At 50.5% G+C, this 20,868-nt stretch carries 13 protein-coding genes; 5 read left to right on the top strand and 8 right to left on the bottom strand.

Annotation, left to right across the window (positions count from 1 at the left end; translation table 11 throughout):
• Positions 1-688 precede the first annotated feature (688 nt).
• From CSQ88_RS22945 to CSQ88_RS08275, 4 genes are all read right to left on the bottom strand, one after another.
• The gene (locus tag CSQ88_RS22945; protein ID WP_180273590.1) at positions 689-1,828 is read right to left on the bottom strand and encodes a TonB family protein; all 1,140 of its coding nucleotides are present in this window, start codon (positions 1,826-1,828) and stop codon (positions 689-691) included.
• Complete coding sequence (locus tag CSQ88_RS08285) at positions 1,828-2,409, bottom strand: biliverdin-producing heme oxygenase (RefSeq protein WP_099397638.1); 582 nt, start codon at positions 2,407-2,409, stop codon at positions 1,828-1,830. Before CSQ88_RS08285 ends, CSQ88_RS22945 begins: the two co-directional genes overlap by 1 nt.
• A gap of 110 nt (positions 2,410-2,519) precedes the next feature.
• Positions 2,520-5,426 (bottom strand): TonB-dependent receptor, encoded by a 2,907-nt coding sequence (locus CSQ88_RS08280; protein ID WP_180273589.1) that lies wholly within the window; start codon positions 5,424-5,426, stop codon positions 2,520-2,522.
• Positions 5,427-5,604: 178 nt separating this feature from the next.
• Positions 5,605-8,505 carry a TonB-dependent receptor gene (locus CSQ88_RS08275; RefSeq protein ID WP_099397636.1) on the bottom strand — a complete coding sequence of 967 codons (2,901 nt, stop codon included), beginning with the start codon at positions 8,503-8,505 and terminating at the stop codon, positions 5,605-5,607.
• A 323-nt stretch (positions 8,506-8,828) separates the two neighbouring features.
• Here CSQ88_RS08275 and CSQ88_RS08270 point away from each other — a divergent pair, with 323 nt between their 5' ends.
• Positions 8,829-10,460 (top strand): methyl-accepting chemotaxis protein, encoded by a 1,632-nt coding sequence (locus CSQ88_RS08270; RefSeq protein ID WP_099397635.1) that lies wholly within the window; start codon positions 8,829-8,831, stop codon positions 10,458-10,460.
• Between the two features lie 33 nt (positions 10,461-10,493).
• On the opposite strand, the gene CSQ88_RS08265 is transcribed toward CSQ88_RS08270, so the two are convergent.
• Together CSQ88_RS08265 and CSQ88_RS08260 are read right to left on the bottom strand one after the other, a co-directional pair.
• A complete protein-coding gene (locus tag CSQ88_RS08265) occupies positions 10,494-11,465 on the bottom strand; it encodes a FecR family protein (RefSeq protein WP_099397634.1) in 972 nt (323 codons plus the stop codon).
• Positions 11,462-11,947, bottom strand: a complete 486-nt coding sequence (locus tag CSQ88_RS08260; protein WP_099397633.1) for an RNA polymerase sigma factor — start codon at positions 11,945-11,947, stop codon at positions 11,462-11,464. Before CSQ88_RS08260 ends, CSQ88_RS08265 begins: the two co-directional genes overlap by 4 nt.
• A 215-nt stretch (positions 11,948-12,162) precedes the next feature.
• Between CSQ88_RS08260 and CSQ88_RS08255 the strand changes: the two genes are divergently transcribed.
• A complete protein-coding gene (locus CSQ88_RS08255) occupies positions 12,163-12,960 on the top strand; it encodes a GyrI-like domain-containing protein (protein WP_099397632.1) in 798 nt (265 codons plus the stop codon).
• A gap of 34 nt (positions 12,961-12,994) precedes the next feature.
• Here the strand turns inward: CSQ88_RS08255 and CSQ88_RS08250 are convergent, their stop codons facing one another.
• Positions 12,995-13,528: a 5'-3'-deoxyribonucleotidase gene (locus CSQ88_RS08250; protein ID WP_099397631.1), complete on the bottom strand. Its 534-nt coding sequence runs from the start codon at positions 13,526-13,528 to the stop codon at positions 12,995-12,997.
• 269 nt (positions 13,529-13,797) lie between these two features.
• Here CSQ88_RS08250 and CSQ88_RS08245 point away from each other — a divergent pair, with 269 nt between their 5' ends.
• Positions 13,798-15,285 (top strand): glycoside hydrolase family 13 protein, encoded by a 1,488-nt coding sequence (locus CSQ88_RS08245; RefSeq protein WP_180273588.1) that lies wholly within the window; start codon positions 13,798-13,800, stop codon positions 15,283-15,285.
• Between the two features lie 109 nt (positions 15,286-15,394).
• Here the strand turns inward: CSQ88_RS08245 and CSQ88_RS08240 are convergent, their stop codons facing one another.
• On the bottom strand, positions 15,395-16,459 hold the full coding sequence (locus CSQ88_RS08240) for a M35 family metallo-endopeptidase (RefSeq protein ID WP_099397680.1): 1,065 nt from the start codon (positions 16,457-16,459) through the stop codon (positions 15,395-15,397).
• A 685-nt stretch (positions 16,460-17,144) separates the two neighbouring features.
• Between CSQ88_RS08240 and CSQ88_RS08235 the strand changes: the two genes are divergently transcribed.
• A complete protein-coding gene (locus CSQ88_RS08235) occupies positions 17,145-20,063 on the top strand; it encodes an HD domain-containing phosphohydrolase (protein WP_099397629.1) in 2,919 nt (972 codons plus the stop codon).
• Positions 20,064-20,082: 19 nt separating this feature from the next.
• On the top strand, positions 20,083-20,577 hold the full coding sequence (locus CSQ88_RS08230; protein ID WP_099397628.1) for a molybdopterin-dependent oxidoreductase: 495 nt from the start codon (positions 20,083-20,085) through the stop codon (positions 20,575-20,577).
• The last annotated feature ends 291 nt before the right edge of the window (positions 20,578-20,868 follow it).

Raw genomic sequence — 20,868 nt, 5'->3', positions numbered from 1 at the left:
ATAAGTTAATGACTTGATGGATCCGCGACCTGCTTATTTGCTGTTAAAGTATTTGCAGAGTCATTACTCAATCTTGTTCACGCCATAATGTGGTTTTACATTGGGTACAGATTATTTTTCTTCTGTAGTCACTTATTTGCACAAGGCCAATATCCATCCGCCCGGTATGCCTACAATTATGGCAGGTAATAATGTTGTTTTTTGCAGGGTGTCTGGCTAAATAAACATCTAGCGTAGGCAATTTTTCCCATTCAGATTGCGCCCCAGGCATATAACTAAAATAATAATAAATAGCGGCAAAGAGGGCGAGAGGAATCAGTACAGAGAGCAGTATCATTGTTTTATCGCATATCAAATGAATAAAAGTAATTTAGCCTGATGTTTTTTTATTTAACCGCTTACGTGCGTCAGCACAAAGTCATTTAATAACTTTTTGGCTAAGTTGCAACACGAACCGTGCCAAGATTACACCGCTTTAAGGGTTTTTGCTATAGATTGTGAGTTTTTTGAAAGGTTTGGTAAGCGAGGCTGAATAGTGTGGCTCAAGCCTGATGGATGGCTTAGTAATTGATAAGCACATGCTCAAATGCAACGCAACATGCCGTTTCCTGTGCCCGCAGAATAGAACTCGAGTTATTAGCCAACTATATTGTGCTGATGATTGGGAAGCACAATGCATATTTTTACTTTAGTTTGCAATAAAAAACTCAAAAGGCACCAGTAGCTCCAGCTCGTCCGGGCGCTCTGGCGGGATGCGGGGCAGGGGGGAGGCGCGGCTGAGGGCTTCCATGGCGGCTTTGTCGAGTGCGGGCACGCCGGAGCTGCGCTCTAGTTTTGCACTGAGCACCTGGCCTTCGCGATTAATCATGATGCGTAAATAGGCCACGCCCTCGTCGCCGCGCATACGGGCTGCTGCAGGGTAGCGGCGAAAGCGCTCTAAGCGGGCAAGCACCTTGCCTTCCCAGCTGTTGCTGCCGCCGCTGGCCTGCTGATTAGAGGCCGGGGGCGCTGGCGGGGCGGCTGCGATGGCCGCGGTTTTATTGAGCGGGCCTGTTTCTTTGCTGGCCGCAGCTTCCGTGGTTTTGGGCTGAGCTGCGGCGGCAAGCGGCGATTCGGCCTGTGTTTTACTCACGATACTGGGCTGGGGCTGGGCTTGTGGCGTGGGTTTGGTGTCTTTGGGGGCAGGTGCCGGGGCTTGTTTCGCTGCGGCTTTGCTGACCTGTCTGGCTTCGTTTTGCTCCAGCGGAACAGCAGGCGCAGGTGTTGCGGCCTCTAAAAGCGTGACTTCTATTTGCTCGCTTTCATGTGCCGGGTGAGGGGGGACAGTGCTCCAGTTGCTGACAAAATAGCTGAGCAGGCCAAGGTGTAATAAAAAGCTGATGGCAAAGCTGCGCCTGATTCCTGATGTGGGCTTTGCCGGGCAGGCAGCAGGGCTGCCCGCCTCTTCAATCGTTGATGGGCGGCGGATCAGATAAATAGCCACGATCAGCTCGCAAACTGCCACGCCCGCCACCACCCACTTTGGGGCGGGGGTGAGGGCGAGGATGATCAGCCCCAGCATCATGCCCAGGCAGGCCGATATTTTGGCGCTTTTGGGCACAAGGCGGTTGGCCCGCCATGCGCGCAAAGAGGCACCAAAACGCGGATGTTGCAGCAGCCATTGCTCAAACTTAGGCGACGATTTGCTAAAGCAAGCCAGTGCCATCAGTAAAAAAACCGTGGTGGGCATCACGGGCAGCATCGCGCCAATAATGCCGAGCACCACCATCAGGCACCCCAGAATGGTGTAACCCCAGCGTAATGGTGCGTGCAGTCCGCCTTGATGCATTAATACACCTGATCCAAATGATTATTCATGCGTGAGAAAGCGGCTTTGGCTCCGGCCACCATACGCGCTTCTTCTTCCTCTGAGAGTAGTACACCATCAAGCACCGCAGTAAATTCGCGCCAGTTTTTAGCGCGGCCTTCTGGCGCGCCTGCCAGATGGCGGGCTCCGAATGTTTCGGACATCCCGAGCGCACCGGCCATTTTTAATAAAATCGCCGCGCCGAGTTTAGAGCCTTCGGTGACATACATCCAGCCCAAAGCAGTGGGAATATCTTGCTTATGCTCAAGGGCTGGCAAAGTATCGTGCGCTGGCAGTGCACGTTTCAGATCGGTGATATCTGCCGCGATGCGGTCATAGCGGCGGCGTTCCGCCAGATCAGGGAACAGGGCGGCCAGATTCGGGTTGTCATAAAGCGGATCGCAATCTCTTAAAAAGCCGTACTGGGCAATCAAAAAACGTGCGTAGTTGTCTTCGCTGGCAAAAGGCTTATTGGCCATGATGCGCTTATCTAGCTGATCGTGTGTGTCTGTGGTTAAGGCTTTAAGTTGTTGAGTACGGCTTAGTTCGGCTACAGCATTCATAGTGGTTTATTTGCTCAGGTAATAAAAAAACAGGGTTAAAAAAAATCTATTTTGGGAACCGCCATCCTGATGCGTGCGGCCAAGGCTTTGCCTGCCGCACGGGAATGCTCTTAAAACTTCATTCCCAAAGACATCCTTACCGTGCGGCCCGGGCCTGGCATCAGGCTGAGCGAGAGCGGATCAAGGTAGTAACGGTCGGTGGCGTTATCGATGGTCATATCGACCTGGGTATCGGCGCTGATTTTGTAGCTGGCAAAGACATCAATCAGGCTGTAGGGCAGGGTTTTGATCTGTACCGCCGTGCCGCTGTAGTCCTGCCAGGTTGCGTCTTTCTCTTGGGTGTTTAATGGGCCACTGACGTAGCTTGCACGCAAGCCCATAGTGAGTTTCTGATCCAGTAAACGCGCACCTAAAGTGGCATTGGTGCTGATTTGAGGCGGGATCATATTGCTAACATAAGACGAGGTAAAACCAACGGGCGAGCAGTCTGGGGTTTCGCTGAGTTTGGGTGTGTGAACTGCTTTACTCCGCAGATAGCCTGCCATTTTTGAATCGCAAATCATGGCTTTGTGGTTCAGGGTGGCGGCTAATTCACCAAAGAAATCACCTCTGTCGTAAGACGATTGCAGCTCAAAGCCAGACACGCTGAAGTTGTCGATATTGGCCATCGAGAAATTCTGCTCCCACGCTTTTTTGCCGGAAATCTGCACGCGGGTGATGTAGTGGTCGGTGCTGTTATTAAAGTAAGCCACTTTCAGGCGCAGCTTGTCTTCTGCTGTAAATACGCCATCTTTAATAAAGCTGATCCCCGTTTCCCAGTTTTTGCTGTGCTCGGGCTCCAGCGGCGAAGAGAAAGTGGCCGAGAAGCCTATGGTGGATTCATATAGGCTGGGCATACGCAGCCCTTCGGTGTAGCGCAGATAGCTGCTGATGTGCTCGCTTAGTTTAAATGTCAGGCCAAATGCAGGTGCAAAGCCGCTGCCTTCACGCTCTATCGGTGCGCTGCGGCTGAATGCGCCGGGGATATCGTCGTGATAAACCATATCGTCAACGGTGGATTCGTGTACCTGGCTGCGACTGATTTCTACCGGATCCTTGTCTTTATCATGCTCCAGAACAATTTTGTCGGCCTTGAGCGGGTTTGTTGCATCGCTAAACTGGCCGTTTTTGTCCTGATGCCAGAGCACGGTGCCGATTCGCTCATTTTGATCGTCATATAAATAGATACGTTTCCAGCCCAGTGGATCTTCAAGCTGGGTAGCCGTGGTATTTCTGTCCTTGCTGCGATAACGCAAATAGCGCCCACCGGCTTCTACTGTCAGCCAGTTTGAGGGCTGCCACAGCATATTCAGAAAGGCGCTTTCTTCATGCCGCGTGCCGCTGCGTAAGGTGCGGTTATGATTGATATCATCCATATCGATCTTTACGCGGTCGGAAGGGGCGATATCTTCTTTTTGCAGCGAAAAGCCATAGTTCAGGCTGAAAGCACCATAGGCATTATCAAAGCGCGAGGTATTGCTTAAATCTGCGCCATAGCGCTGCGATTGGTTTTTAGCCAGATAGAGTGTTTCTACACATTGCTCGCATTCGTGCTCCCAGCTGGTGGGCTTGCCCTCGTGCGGGTTGCGGAAAACATCGCCATTGCGGGCGGCGCTTTCCATATCGGTGTGCCACAGATTGGCTTTCAGGCTGATCAGCGGATTGTCTGCAGGCTGATACTTATAACGTGCTGTCCACGCATCGGTGCTGACTTCGCTTGGTTTCCATTGCTTAATAATGCCGGTGCTGTTACGCAAAATTTGCGAAGGCATAATTTCGCCATAGGTACTTTTAAAATAGCGGTAGCTCAGCTCTAAGGCTTGATCGTCGCTTAGATTGAGGGTGGTTTTCAGCAGGGCAGAATCGGTGGTGTTTGAGGTATTTAAAACCTCGTCCCCTGCATGATAGAAGCGGGTGATGCCGTCATCCTCGCCATTTTCATCGATATTCTGGTAGCTGCTGAAGCCATTTTTACCTGCAAAATAATTGCCGGTACTGCGGTGGCTGATGGCGGCAATCAGATCAAAATCATCCTGGCGCGTTGCATAGGCAAGGCTCAGAAAACCGCTGCGCGGGTCCAGGATATTGTTGCGGTCTGTGCGCGGCGTGGTTTCAAAATCAGTGGGCGCTTCCTTGCTGTTGTCCTGCAGGCCGGTGCGGATTCTGAAACCGCTGCGCTCACCCGGCTTTAAAATATCTTCGGCACGCAATGTTTGCATGCTGACCAAGCCGCCAATCGCGCCCGCGCCTTCAGCGCCCATGCTTGGGCCTTTGGCAATATTGATTTCGCTGATCAGCTCCGGATCGATATAGCTGCGATCGGCAATCCCTGCATAGCCACGGTAAACGGTGGAGGATTGCAAGCTACCATCAATCAGCACCGGCACACGGCCCTGGCCCTGCATGCCGCGGATATTTACATCCACCGCACCACTATTACGCGCGTCGCCCACCACCACGCCGGGCGTGCCTTTTAAAATATCGGCAGGAGAGGTGCCACGGAAGCGATCGATGTTTTCTCGGCTGATATGTGCGGAAGAGCCTGCTTTTACATAGGGGCGATCGCTGGCTTCGATTTGCTCATCACTTAAAAACGCTGCTGCCGCGCCACTGACTTTAACCGTGCCAATGGCAACGGCCTTATCAGCTTGCGGCTCCTGCTTTAAAACAATCGTGCCATCGCTGTTTACTTCGGCGCGCAAGCCGCTGCCGCTCAGTAATTGGCGCAGCGCATCACGCAGGTTGTAGCTGCCTTTAAGTGCCGGGCTTTGGCGGCCAGCGGTGAGCCTAGCATCCACGAGCAGCACCATGCCCGACTGGCGGGCCAGCTCGCTCAATGCACTGCTCAGAGGCTGGGAGCTGATATTAAATTCAATCGCGGCAGGCTGGGCAGCAATGCCTTGTGCAGGCACAGCAAATGCAAGGCTTAAGGCCAGAATTAATGGCCGAATCGCCGCGCGGCGGCAGGATGCTCTCATGGGATTAGCTCTCATTTAGGAGTGATTTTAAGAATCATTACCAACTAAACGAATGAGGCTGAAGAATCCTGACGTTGAAATGAAAATATTTTTTAGCCGGAACAAAAATGCTTAATGACGGTGCAAATAAGGACACCCAAGGGGTGTCCTTATTTTGTTTACGCTAAGGGATTGATATTTAGAATTTAACAGCAAAAGACATCCGCACGGTACGCCCAGGCCCTGGCATCAGGCTGAGTGTAAGTGGGTCGAGGTAGTAACGGTCGGTTGCGTTATCAATGGTCATATCCACGCGGGTATCGGCATTGATTTTGTAGCTGGCAAACAGATCAACCAGGCTGTAGGGCAGGGTTTTAATCTGCACCGAGGTGCCGCTGTAGTTGGTCCAGAGCTTGTCTTCTGTGACATTGAGCGGGCCACTGACATAGCTGGCTCTGAAACCAAGCGTGAGTTTCTGATCCAGCTGGCGCGTGCCAAAGGTTGCATTGGCCATGACTCTTGGCGGAATCATATTGCTGACGTAAGAGGCGTTAAATCCAACGGGTGAGCAGTCTGGTGTTTCTCTGGCTTCTGGCCAGTCTTCGCCTTTTTCACGGAAATGCGCTGCCATTTTAGAATCACAAATGGTACTTTTTTGATTCAGTGTGGCCGCCAACTCACCAAAGAAATCACCACGGTCATAGGAAGACTGGAACTCAAAGCCGGAAATGCTGTAGCTATCCAGATTATGCATGGTGAAATTCTGCATCCCCGGTACGCCTTTAAAGCTGCGGCGGGTAATGTAGTTTTCGGTGTTGTTATTAAAGTAAGCCACTTTCAGGCGCAGTTTGTCCTCTTCTTTAAATACGCCGTCTTTTACAAAACTAACGCCCGCTTCCCAGTTTTTGCTGTGTTCTGGCACGAGCGGCGAAGTGTAACGCGCAGAGAAACCCACGGTGGATTCATACAGGCTAGGCATGCGCAGGCCTTCGGTGTAGCGCAGATAGGTGCTGGTGCTGTCGGTCAGTTTATAGGTGGCGCTAAAGGCCGGGGCAAAGCCGCTACCAGAGCGTTCAATCGGCGCGGTGTGTGTAAATGCGCCGGGGATTCTGTTGTAAACCACTTCGCCTGTGGTACCCCATTCCTCCACTTTGCTGACATCAATGGGCAGGCCTTCCTCTCCTTCATTAGCAGGAATAAAGGTGCCCTTGCCGTTGAGCATCGGATTGGTGGCATCGGTAAACTGGCCATTTTCATCCTGATGCCAGACGGCGTAGCCGAGGTGGTTTTGATCCTTATCCCACATCTGGATGTGCTGCCAGCCTGTTTTCTCGCGCACAGGGGTGTTGGTCACATTACGGTCTTCACTGCTGTAATGAATATAGCGGCCACCGGCTTCCAGTAATAGGCGATCGCTGGCCTGCCATTGCATATTCAGGAAAGCGCTTTGTTCATTACGAATACCGCTGCGTAGCGTTCTGTTGTTTTCAAAGTCTTCCTGCGTTTTTTTAACGCTATCGGATGGCGCGATGTTCTCTTTTTGTAAAGAGAAACCATAGTTCAACTGCACCGGTCCCAGTGATGTTTCAAAGCGAGAGGTGTTTGATAAATCTGCACCATAGCGCTGGGCCTGGTTTTTGGCCAGATACACGACTTCTACGCAAGTCTCACAATCGCCATCGCCCGGATGGGGTTTCCCTTCCAGCGGGTTGCTAAATACATCGCCATTGCGAGCGGCGGTTTGCATATCGGTGTACCACAGCCCGGCTTTCAGATTGACGAGCGGGTTATCGGCTGGCGCGTATTTATAGCGGGCCGTCCAGGCCTCGGTGCTGACTTCGCTGGCTTTAAAATCATGCAGCACATTGGATTCACTGCGCCAGATTTGCGAAGGCATGATTTCGCCATAATTGCTCTTGTAATAGCGATAGCCCAGCTCTAAAGCCTGATCTTCACTAAAGCGGTAAGTGCCTTTAAGCAAAGCAGAGTTGGCGATATTCATGGTGTTAAACACCTCGTCGCCCGCGTTGTAAAACTTGGTCAGGCCGGTGTCTTTCCCCCATATATCAATTTCTTGATAGCTGGTGTAGCCATTTTTACCGGAGTAGTAATTGCCATTCTGGCGATGGCTGATGGCCGCAACCAGATCGTAATCATCTTCTTTCAGGGCGTAAGCCAGGCTAATAAAGCCATCACGCGGGTCTAGAATGCTGTTGCGATTGCTCCTTGGCGTGGCTTCATATTCGTGGCGTGCTTCTACGCTATTGCTTTGTAAGCCAGTGCGCACTCTGAAACCGCTGCGCTCACCCGGCTTTAACACATCTTCAGGTTTAAGCGTTGTCATGCTCACCATGCCGCCAATTGCACCAGTGCCCTGGGCATCCAGGCTTGGCCCCTTGGTGATATTGATTTCACTGATCATTTCCGGATCGATATAACTGCGATCGGCCACGCCAGAGTAGCCACGGTAAATGGTAGTGGCTTGCAAGCTGCCATCAATCAGCACCGGTACACGGCCCTGACCTTGCAGGCCGCGGATGTTCACATCCACGGCGCCGCTATTACGCGCATCACTCACCACCACACCCGGCGTACCTTTAAAAATATCTGCCGGTGACGTACCACGGAAGCGATCGATGTTTTCGCGGCTGATATGGGCAGAGGAGCCGGGCTTGATATAGGGGCGATCGCTCGCTTCAATTTGCTCATCGTTTAAAAAGCCCGCTGCCGCACCGCTCACACGAACGGCTCCAATGCTCACTGTATTGCCGGTGGAGGCCGGTATAGCTTTAATGATTATCGTGTCTTTGCCCTGAATATCGGCCCATAAACCGCTACCATTGAGCAACTGACGCAGCGCATCCCTCAGGCTGTAACTGCCTTTTAAGGCCGGGCTTTGGCGGCCACCGGTCAGCTTGGCATCTGCCAGCAACACCATGCCGGACTGGCGGGCGAGCTCGTTGAGGGCGCTGCTCAGCGGCTGGGATGTGATATTTAATTCAATCGGGGCAGCCTGGGCTGTATAGCTGGCGGCAGACGCTGCAAGGCTTAAAGCCAGGATTAAAGGACGGATCGCCGTGCGGCGGCAGGACACTTTCATAGGGTTTCACTCTCTCGTTTTGTGATTTTAATAATCATTCTCAATTAAAACGAATTAAGAGAGCTTACCCTGACGTTGTTGGAGAAAAATTTATATTACACACCGGGGTGGCAAGCAGGCGGAGTATGGAAGAGGATGGCGCAAAATTGCTTAGCGTTTGATCAATGCGGTTGGCTTAATACTGACAACAAAAATTTCAACTACTCTAAAGAAAATTTTGTTTTGCTTAACAAGTGACCGGACTGGGGTTTCAGTAAAAGGAAGGAGATGCAGTTTACATAGAGGGTGATGCTTACTTTGAACACACAAACAGAGGCAAATTAATGGGTTTCCTAAATAAAATTAAAATTGGTGCTCGATTAACGCTGGCTTTTATGGTGATGCTGGCGTTTATATTTATTCTATTTCTGAGTGTTCGGGCAGGTTTATCCAGTATTGATCAGGCCATGCATCAAATTGTGCAGGTTGAGGCAAAAAAACAAAGTTTCACGGCTGATTTAGACCGGCATTCGCAAAATGCCGCCTTGTTATTACTGCAAATTGTAACAACACCAGAGCGTCAGGCTCGTGTGCCTCTCTATACCGCGATGGATCTGGCAGGCAAGCAAGCCAGTGTTTCATTTAAAAACTTGCAAAGCTTACCCTGGGCAGGGGAAAGAGCTGCATCATTGCAGAATTTAGCCACGCTGCGCGAAAAGTATCTCCAGGCCTTTACCGACACGGTTGATTTAATTGAGCTGGGAGATCAGGCCGCTCTGGCCAAACAGTATGCCAGCCACACTGAGCCATCTTTGCACGCTTTGCTTAAAGGGACTGCTGAATTAGCAGCAATGCAGCAAACCAATATGGCGGAAGAATTAGCCAGCGTATTGCAGCGTATGAGTGATACGCGTTCCTTACTCTGGATTTTGAGTCTGTGCGCTTTAATCTCCGGGCCTTTTTTTGCATGGGCAGTGACCCGCAGCATTATTCGTCCGCTGGATCATGGTGTTGCCGCGATGGCGGGCATGGCCGCTGGCGATTTACGCTGTCAGCTGACTATTCATGGCCGTGATGAAGCCGCCATGATGCTGACGCAGATGCAAAAAATGCAGATTAGTCTGGCCGCGATGGTGCTGGAGTTACGCGATTCGGCGAACCAAATTTCAAGCTCAGCTCAGTCTGGTCAGCAGGGCGCTACAGACGTTGCCAATGGCGTAGCCAGCCAGCAGCTTGAGATTTCCCAGATTCATCGGGTGGTAGGAGATTTCGTCAATAAGCTGCATTTTGCTGAAAAAACGGCTTATTCAGCCCAGCAGCAATCACAGCAAGCGGCAAGTTTAGCTGGGCGTGGCCATCAGCTGATTGAAACCGCTTCGCGGGAAATTGCCGCGATTGCCGGTACGATTCAAAGCAGTGCAGATGCCGTTGATGTTTTGCGGCAGAGGGCTAATTCGATGCGCACGATGATCAGCTCAGTAACCGAAATTGCCGAACAAACGAACATGCTGGCCTTAAATGCGGCGATAGAGGCCGCCCGTGCGGGTGAAGCTGGCCGTGGCTTTGCCGTGGTAGCCGACGAAGTTAGAAGGCTGGCAGATCGAACCTCTGGCGCAACCCGCGAAATCTATAACGTGATTGAAGCGATGGACCAGCAAACCAGTGAGGCTATTTTTCAAATTGATCTGGGAAGAAATGAAATGGCGCGGGCGGTGGCGATGATTGGAGAAATTGTGGACCCCCTTACTCAATTACAGCAGGGGGCCAGCCAAGCCACCGCAGATTTGGATCTCTTAAGTCAAAATATTTCCGAACAAGTGGCTGAAAGCCAGGCTATTGCCAATAGTGTGGATGCCATTTCTCAATCTGCCGATAGTAATCTGCGCATTACCCGGCAAGCCAGCCTGGATAGCAGCCAGTTATTTGAAATTAGCCTGCAGTTACAAAAACAAATGCAGCGTTTTCGGCTGTCATAAACCGGGTGCTTTGAATCTCTGTGCTCTGCAGGCTTAAGGTGCGCTTATTTCACCTTTGTTGATTTTTACTGGCAAAACCTGCGGTAAGGCCTGAGTAAATTGCTGCAGTTTTTTAATCTCAAAGCTGCCAGATATACGCAGCTTGCCGATTTCAGGATCGGTAATATGCAGGCCAGTAGGGGTATAGCGTTCAAATTCGGCAATGGCATTGGCCAGCGTGGTGTTATCAAAACTTAATCTGCCCTGGCGCCAGCTGCCTACCGCTGCCGGAGCAATTGCTTGCACAGGGCTCAAGGCATTATCTGCCAGTGTAACGGCTTCACCTGCACGCAAAATAAGCCCCGGCAATGCGGCTGGTTTGGGCTGAACAGCCACCTTGCCGGACTGCACCGCAACCTGAATCTGCTTTTGAGTATTTCTGACTGAAAACTGTGTGCCCAGCACACTCACCTGGGCCTGATCAGTAATGACATGAAAAGGGCTGCCTTTGCTGACATGAAACATCGCCTGGCCTTTGATTAAACGAACTTCACGTTTATCCCGGTACAGCGCTATTTCTACCTGGCTGTCGGTATCAAGCTCTAAGTGGCTGCCATCGGGTAAATATTGTTCCAGCATTTGCCCGCGTGCGGTTTGTATTTGCTGCTTGTAGCTGGGCAAGCTCAGCCACAAATAACTACAGGCTAGCACCGATAGCGCACAGCCGGTAAGCAGGCGCGGCGTGAAATAAGCAGAGATCAGCTGCTTATAACGCTCACGCCTTGCCTTTGCGGCAAGTTGCTTGCGCTGCTTTGCAAAATGCTGGCTGCAGGAGGGGGGCATTTCACTGATCAGGCGATTGAAATTTTGCATCTCCTGCCATGCCTGCTGATGAGCCGGGTGGCTGGCCAGCCATTCCTGAAAATGCTGTGTTTCAGCGGGGCAAAGCCCTTGTTCCTGGCGTAACAACCATTGTGCTGCTGCGGTATCCGGATCAATCTGGGTGATCTGTGTTGAGCCGCTCATTTTCCACCCCGCTCAGCCATGCCTTTTTTGCAGCTTACCATGGCGTTAATAATGTGTTTTTCCACCATATTAATCGAAATGCCCATCTGCTTAGCAATCTCCGCATGGCTTAAACCCTCAAACTTATACAGTACAAAGGCTTCTTTGCTGCGCGGGGGCAGGCCATCAATCAGCTCCAGTAATAGCTTCATTGACTGCCTGCCCGCAGCCCGGTGCTCCGGCTCATCGGCACGGGAGGCGGGCAGCTCAAGTTGTTCATAGTTATCATATTGGCGCGACTGATTCTGGCGGTATTGATCAATCACGATATTTTTGGCCGTGGTGTAGAGCAAAGCCCCCAAACCTGCCCCGCCATCCTGCGGAACCTGCTTGCTGGCAAGCACCCGTGCATAAGCCTCCTGCACTACATCCTGAGCCTTATCGCGGCAGCCAATCGAGCGGGCAATAAACAGATGCAAATCGTGATAATAACGCTCAAACACCGAACACAACCCAAAGCAGAAAAACGGCGAATCATACCGTTTGAAATGAGGGATAACAAGAATCATTATTATTTATAATAATGACAAGTGGTTTGTAAGTTGCGGTAAGGGCGTGTAAAAAAATTGCCGCTGCAAAAGGATATTTTTGAAATTGGCCTATTGACCTTGCCCCTGCGGAAAGGTTGATACTGGTATTTCTGCTTACGAGAACACTTATGCTTACGATTGGACAACTTGCCCGCTGCTATGGCCTGAGCACTAAAACGCTGAGGCATTACGACAGCATTGGTTTATTCAGCCCCGCCTTCACGGGCAGCGATAACGGCTACCGCTATTATTTGCCCGCCCAAGTCACAGAGCTGGGGCAGATTGTTCGCCTGCGCCAGTTTGGCCTGCCGCTGGAAGAAATCCGCCAGCTCTGGCAAGCCGGAATGGATGATCAGGCATTACGCCAGCTGTTGCAGTCCCATTCAGAGCGGTTGCAAGGCGAGATCAAGGATAAGCAGGAGCAGATCACCCAAATTCAGATTTACCTTACCAAAGCCCCAAGGAGCCCCGCTATGCAAACCCCTGAAATTGTTACCCGTGCTGCTTTCCGTGTCATTGGCCTTGTCTGGACTCCACAAGATGAAGGCAGTATCCCTGACATGTGGGGGCGGTTTTTGCCTAGAGAGCATGAAATCGCCGCTATCAGCCTAGGCAGTTGTTATGGGCTTTGCCAGCCCTTAGCCGATGGACAATGGCGCTATCTGGCCGCTCTGGAAGCAGCCGCAGATGCTGCGGTTCCTGATGGTATGGTGGCGCTGGATATACCAGAGCAACGTTATGCCCGCTTTGAACATATTGGCCCGGTGAGTGGCATTGCAGATACTTTCAGGTCCATTCACAGCAGCTGGCTGCCAGCTGCAGGGCTTAAAGCGCTGGATGGTATTGAGTTTGAATATATGGATCAGCGTTTTCTAGCCCCGGATCACCCGGATTCAGTGACGGAGCTATTTATTCCAGTTGGTTAATTTATAAAATAATTATTGCTGCTTTAAACATAAACTAGCTGCCAGCAAAGATTTCTTTTGCTTCCAGCCAATTGTTGATTCTTTGGTAGCTGGTTTCGTTTATGTTTTTTTCCGAGGTAAATAAATAGCCCTGCCCAGAGAAAGTATCGATATGCCTTGAGCTGTCATCAATGAGGTAATCGCAATTTAGCATCCCTTTATACCCACAGAAAATGAAGTTCATTTCATTAATAAAAGGAAAATTATGCTTCAGCCAGTCATACTTGGCATTAAAAGAGGAAGGATATTCCATTGCAGCGCTTGCAAAGTATATTTCGTAATCTTTTGACAGCTCAAAGATGACCTCTACGGCATTTTCAATGACATTTAAATCGCGAAAAAAATCAGGATGATGGGGGAAAGAGCGAACTGTATTGACGTGCTCTTTTAAAATCACGTCGTAAATTTTTTTTCCTCTGAGCATCTCTTTTGAAAGCGTAATTCCAAATTCATTTTTGTACCAGGTGAGATGGCGTTGCAAGGTGTCTGCAACCGTGTCGTCCATATCAATAGCGATACTTTTTTTCACTGTACATTCCTCATAGAGCTGGCGGGATGAAGATCATTGCTCATGTTAATTGCTTACTATATTTTTTCTTAATTTTATCATTTTACTTGAGATTGTTGGCAGTTTGATTGCAAGCTATGGGCAGTATAAATTACCTTACTTTGTTAATCAGCCTGCTGCTTGGCTCGTATTTAAGCGCGCACAACTGGGCTTTTTATTCAATAATCAAACCATCGTGCCCGCGTCAGTTTGCTGATGGGTTTATTGTATTTTTCTTGCCCGAGTCCATTATGAAAACCACCCTGGATGCCGCCACCAAGCAAATGGCGAGTCAGATTATTTATCAGATTTTCCCTGAGCGCTTTGCCATCGGTGGCGCTCTTGCCAGCAGCGTGAAGTTGGCGCAGGCGGCGTATGCCCATCCGGATGTGGTGAAGCGGGGCTGGGACGACAGTACGCTGGATCAGCCTTGGGGTATGCAGTTTTTTGGCGGGGATCTGGATGGCATTGCCGAAAAGCTCGATTACCTGCAGGACTTGGGCGTCACCGGCGTTTATTTAACGCCGGTATTTACCGCGCCGAGTAATCATAAATACGATGCGGTGGATTTTTTTAGCATCGACCCGATGTTTGGTGGCGAGCCTGCCTTGCTGCGGCTGATTGAGGCATTACACGCCAAAGGCATGAGCCTGACGCTGGATGCGGTGCTTAATCATGTATCCGACAGCCATCCGTGGTTTTTGGCGGCTAAGGCAGTGGATGCGGGTAAGCGTGATTGGTTTAGTTTTAAAGACGATGGCAGTTATCTGTGCTGGCAGGATTATGGCCTGATGCCGGAGCTGAATCTGAGTAACCCAAGCGTTCGCGATGTTTTATACCGCCAGCCAGATAGCCTGGTGCAGCACTGGCTGGCTAAGGGCGTGGATAACTGGCGCTTTGATGTGGCGCAGGATGTGGGTATTGCCGTGGCGCAGGAAATGGCGGCTATTGTGGCTCAGCGTTTTCCGAAAGCTGGTTTGCTGGGCGAGTTAAATGGCTTTTCCAGCAGCTGGTTTGAAGCGGGTGGCGGCTTTAAAGGCATGATGAATTACTGGTATCGTACCGCCACGCTGGCCTGGCTGGCTGGCGAGATTGACGCGCTGCAAATGAATCATGCGCTTAAAGACGCCAGAGCAGCTTACGGCCTGAGCGGCCTGCTTTGCTCGTGGAATATGCTCTCCAGCCACGATACGCCAAGGCTGCTGACTACGGTGGGCAGTGTAAAAAAAGCGCAGCTGGCAATGATTATGCAGTTCACCCTGCCCGGTATCCCGCTGATTTATTACGGCGAAGAAATCGGTATGGAAGGCGGGGCAGACCCGGATTGCCGCCGCCCCATGCGCTGGAATCAGGCAGATTGGAATCACGCACAGCGCCAGTTTGTGCAGCAGCTGATTGCGATTCGCCAGCGCACCCCGGCATTACAGTACGGTGATGTGCAGGTATTGGGCGACAGGCTGGCAGGCAATGCACTGGTGTTTTTGCGTGCTACGGATGTGATCGGTGAGGCGGTGTTGGTGATTGTTAATTTATCTGACCGGCCATTACAAACTAGGCTGTTAATCCCTTACTCACACTGGTACGACGGCGTGCCTTTGCACGACGCGCTGGGTAATGCAGCGGATACCAAAGTGCAGGCAGGCAGCGTATTGCTGGATATTCCCGCGCAAGCTGCGGCGATCTATCTGCCCGGCGAGCCTTACCAGCATTACAGCTTTTTTAAAGCGAGAAATCGCTGAGTTTAAGCTTGATTTCTGGATCACCGGCAAACACATTCGGGGATGACGGGCTAATTCTTGCTGCTCTGGCGAATCAACCCCATACAGGATTGATCCGCCAGCATTTCAATTAAGGCAGGTTCGGTGTGTTTTCAACAAAATACTCGTGTGAATCGGCATTCATAATCGCTTTGGCCGGATCGCTGATGGCCAGCTTTTTAGCGCCGGATTGCCCGTAAACATTGTCTTTGGTTGAAGCCACTGCATAAAAATGGCTCATTTCATGGACCAAAGTGCCGCCTTTAGAATCAGTTCCTGTCATCGGGGCAGTCCAGAAGGCGTTGCATACGTAAATTTTGTAAGGTTGGCTGGGGTAAACGTAGGCAAAGTAAGAATCTGTGCAGCCGCAATCCACGGTAACCGGTTTATTTAAGAAAGCATCTTTAATCGCCACGTAATGCGCTTTGACTGTGGCGTAGCGTGATGAATCGTATTTACCAAACCATGTGGAATAACGTGCGCTGCTGGCCCCTGTCGACATATAGTCATCACCGCTGGCCGACATGGTTTGCGCTGCGCTGAATGCTGTTTTTACCTGTGCAGATTGCGATGCGGAGCATTTATTAAAGGATAAGCTGCCTCCGGCAAGGCTGGGCTGGACGGGCTCACTGCTGATGGTGCCTCGTGGCAGGCTGCCATCTATCCATACTGAAATGGCATCTGATGGCGCAATGTCTGCTTCTGTATTTACAAGCCCTTTTGCATCGCTTCCTGCGTGCGGCGCATCAACATGATATTGGATGGTGTAATTGCCCGTTACGCGCATATCGTAGAGTGCAGATAATTCGACTTTCTGCTGGTAGCTGGCTCCCGGTTTTAATTCAAAATAATCACTGGCCTTAGGTGCTGCGCGTTTTACCATGGGCCCCAGGTAATTTACTTTTACGCCATCACGATATACATCAAATAATTCGGTTTGTGCGGCAATAAAAGGGGTATGCCACTTTAAAATATACTGAGGTGCTGATGAGGTATTTTTCATCGTAACATTCACAAATACATCATCGCTTTCAATTAATGTGTTTTTGTCTGCGCTAAGGCTGACTTGTATATCTTTAGAATCTGCGCTGGCGCTAAATGACAAAAAAACTGCCAATATTGCGGCACATATCCGAAATCCATTTTTAATATTCATTCTTTGCTCCACATATTTAAATGGTTGATTAAAAAAAGGAATAAAACGCCGGGCACAGACCTTCATTACGCCAATAATGGCGCAGGTTAATTGTTGAAAAAAGACAAGTGGCTGTGCCAGATCACCTTAGCAAATAAACATGCAGGCAATGAATAAAAACAAGTAATTGTCTTAATGAAATAGAAATGATGCTTTTTATATCCTGATACGGGGTGATAATTTATTTTTTTGCTAATAAGTGATTGTCTTACAAGGTTTATTTACGCCTTTGCATGGCAGGACTGATTTTGAGTATCACAGTGATGGGTTTACACAGATTCTCCGTTAAATTATTTAAAGCTGGCCATTTAAGTGTTTTTTAGCTTGCAACGTCCGGCAAGATGATAAGTGCAGGCAACGCTTGATTTGCTCTGCATTTGTAAGCAGTTTTAATGCCTGACTTATAGAATTTTCTGTCTTTTCTTCTTTAAATTTTAATGAATAATTACAAGTTTCAATGTTTTAAATTGTAAATAAAGAAAGCCATGGTCTAGCATAAAAAGGATATGGGCGGTTGTCTGGGAAAGGGCTTGCCTGAGTGCTGGAATAACAAAAACAAACTGCATTAAAGCCCTGACTCTGTCTTCACGGAACGCCAGCAAATAAAAACGGCGTGTTTTTCTTCAATTTTAAAGGGAAGAAGAGGATGGGTAACGGGCCGCATTCTTTAGCGCGGGGGCATAGCTGGCCCATTAAGCTTTCAATCGCTACGGTAGTGGTGCTCTGCATGCTGGTGCTGGCAGTCGGGGTGATTGGCATTGGCTGGAGTGGCGCACGCAGCACCCTGCTTGATACTGCGGCCAGAACGGCAAGAGATGCAGGCCAGCTGATTACAGAAAAATCTCGCCGTATGCTGGAGCCGGCGCAAGCCACATTACGCATGCTGGTGGCCGATCCGATTGCAAGTGCAACAACCTTGGAAGACCGGCTGCTCAGGCTGGGTACGCTGTCTGATGTGCTGACGGCCAATGAGCTGATGTCATCCGTCTTTGTGGGCTATAGCGATGGCTCATTTATGCTGGTTCGTCCGCTGGACAGGGAGGATCTGCGTAAAAAGTTTAATGCGCCGCCTATGTCTAATTTTATGGTGCAATCGGTGCAAAGCCAGCCCAATGGCGAGTTTAAACGCGAGTTTTTATTTTTTAATGCCAGCCGCACTCTGCTGGAGCGCCGTAGCCAGCCAGATTACCGTTTTGATCCCCGTACACGTCCCTGGTATAAAGCTTCTGTGCTAACAGCGGCACCGCAGCTTTCTGAACCGTATATTTTCTTTTCTTCCCGGCAAATTGGCGTAACGCTCAGCCAGGCCAGCCAAAATGGTAAGGCGATCTTTGGTATTGATGTGGTGCTGGATGATTTGGCCAATAGTTTGGAAGGGCTGAAAATATCACCGAATACCCAGCTGGCCCTAGTGAATGAGAAGGGCAGGGTGTTGGCTTACCCCGATATGCAAAAAGTATTGATTAAAGGTGGGGATAAATTTGAATTTAGCACGGTGGATGGTCTGGCTGTCCCCAGCCTGAGCAAGCTCAATGCGCTGGGTTTGGATAAGGGCAAGGTGGCTGCTTTTGAAGTAAACGGGCAGGAGTGGCTGGGGGCTTCTTTGCCTTTCGATGTGTGGCAATCGGATGGCATGCGCTTACTGGTGGCCGCGCCCAGTGATGATTTGCTGGGCGGGCTGCGCGGCAAACTGCTACATCTGATCGTTGTGGTGGTGGTTTTGGCTTTGCTTTTAATGCCGCTGGGCTGGTGGGCCGGGGCAAAAATTGGCGAAAGTATGGATAAGTTAACGGCTCAGGCACAGCGCATGAGCCGTTTTGATTTCAGCCAGAGCCAGCTTAAAACCACCATGGTGCAGGAGGTGAATGATCTGTCTGGCGTGATGCACGATATGGGCCAGACCATCGAGACTTTTTTACAAATCAGCCAAGATATGGCCACTGAGCCCAAAGTAGAGCACATGCTGAATAATGTGCTGGATCAGATGGTGATGGCCACGCGCTGCCTGGCAGGCGTGGTTTATTTACTGAATCACACCAGCCATAAAATGGAGCGGGCCGTGGCGCATGGTGATTTGTGCGGGCATGAAGAAAAGTGCTTTATGTATACCGATCAGCAGCAGGCGATTCCTGAAACGCATCAGGTGGCTGAGGGCGTGGTTGAAATGCAGATTGAGCTGCGCGGCCGCAGTGGCCTCTTGGAAGGGCTGCTGATTTTACAGTATCAGGATGATGACAGCCATGCTGATAGTGCGTTTACCGGGTTTGTGCATAAGCTGTCTGGCATGCTGGCCGTATCGATAGAAACGCGTCAGCTGATTGATGCACAAAAAAAACTGCTGGATGCGGTGATCAGGCTGATGGCCGACGCGATTGACGCCAAAAGCCCTTATACCGGTGGTCATTGCGAGCGGGTGCCCGAGCTGGCCGGCATGCTGGTCGATCAAATGGGGCGGGAAGAAAGCGGCCCCTATGCCGGTTTTAAAATGAGTGAAGATCAGCGCTACGAGTTTCACTTGGGCGCGTGGTTGCATGATTGCGGCAAGGTGATCAGCCCCGAGCACATTATTGATAAAGCCACCAAGCTGGAAACCATTTACAACCGCATCCACGAGATACGTATGCGTTTTGAGGTGATGTGGCGCGATGCCGAGCTGGATCATTGGCGGGCGGTGGCTTTTGGCGGGGATGAAGAGGCTTCTTTTGCCGTGCTGAAACAGCGCCAGCAAGTCTTACAGAATGATTTTTCTTTTGTGGCCCGCTGTAATGTGGGCGGCGAATTTATGGCCGATGAGGATATCCGGCGGCTGCAGCAAATAGGCAGGCAAACATGGCTGCGATTTTTTGATAAGCAATTGGGCCTGTCTGCTGACGAAAACCGCAGGCTGGGTGACTATGTGCCTGAAAAATTGCCGATCGCTGAGCAGCTGCTGGCTGATCGCAGCGACCATGTAGTGCCATGGGGCGAGCGTAAGCCTGCGGTAGAAAAAGGCGACCCGAATAATCACCATGGCTTTGATATGGAATTGCCAAAGCACGCGCAAAATATGGGCGAGCTGTACAACTTATCGATCCGGCGCGGCACACTGACCGAAGAAGACCGCTTTAAAATCAACGATCATATTGTGCAGACACTGATTATGCTACGCAGTCTGCCATGGCCCGCACGGCTGGCGAAAGTGCCGGAGATTGCCGCCACTCACCATGAAAAGCTCGATGGCAAGGGCTATCCGCGGCGCTTGTCGGCAGATCAACTCAGCACGGCAGACCGGGTGATGGCGCTGGCCGATGTGTTTGAAGCGCTCACCGCCGCAGACCGCCCGTATAAATCACCCAAAACACTGACCGAATCGCTGAAAATTATGGCGTTTATGGCCAAAGATCAGCATATCGATGCTGAGCTGTTCCGGTATTTCTTACACAGCAAATTGTGGCTGGTCTTTGCCGGGAAATTTATGCGTAAAGAGCAGATCGATGAAGTGGATATTGCAGCAATCGAAAAATTACTGCCTATAAAGGAAGAGCCGGTTTCATCCCGGAGTAAACCGGCAGAACTTAAAAACTAAGCCGATGCGAGCTTACTTTATGACTGCTTACCGCGTATATCTGCTGCTGGTTTTGCTCTTTACCTGGCCTGCGCTGGCGCTGGATGCCCCGGCCGGAAAGGTGATTCTCACCATCAGTGGCAAGGTGGGGGAGAAAAACGCAGGCAATACCGCAGTATTTGATCTGGCCATGCTGGAAAAACTGCCGCAGCAAAGTTACAGCACCCAAACCCCATGGGAAGCGCTGCCTGTTAAATTTAGCGGCCCCTATTTACGCGATGTGCTGGCGGCGGCCAGGGCCAGTGGCACTGTGATTAAGGCAGTGGCGGTTAATGATTACAAAACCGAGATTCCTTTCAGTGACACCCATCGGTTTAATATGATTCTGGCGCATAAAATGAACGGCCAGCCGATCCCTGCCCGCACCAAAGGCCCGCTGTTTATTGTTTACCCTTACGATACAAAGCCAGAGTTGCAGACCAAACCTTATTACTACCGATCGGCGTGGCAGGTTAAATCGCTGGTGATTGAATAGGCCACCCACTGAGCGGTAAATTGCTGAGCGCGGGCGATGCCCCATGTGCGCTAACCAATTTGGTTTTTAGTAGCAAACAAAGAAAAAAGAGGATGACTACGCTCTGAGCACGGGGCTTAAATCTCCCCTTGAAACACGCCGGAGTGAGGAACAATCGGGGCGGGGTGAAGTGGTCAAGTATTTACAGACACCAAGATCGGTTTTTTTGCTGCCATTGTTTGTTCATAAATAATGGGCGGTAAATTGCCTCTGGCTGAGTGCAAACGGACGCAGTTGTAAAAGCCGGCGATG

Origin of the sequence: Iodobacter sp. BJB302, from assembly GCF_002735645.1 — a bacterium.
Lineage (GTDB): Bacteria > Pseudomonadota > Gammaproteobacteria > Burkholderiales > Chitinibacteraceae > Iodobacter.
Note: the sequence above shows the minus strand (reverse complement) of the source record. Positions and strands in the feature narration are given on the sequence as shown.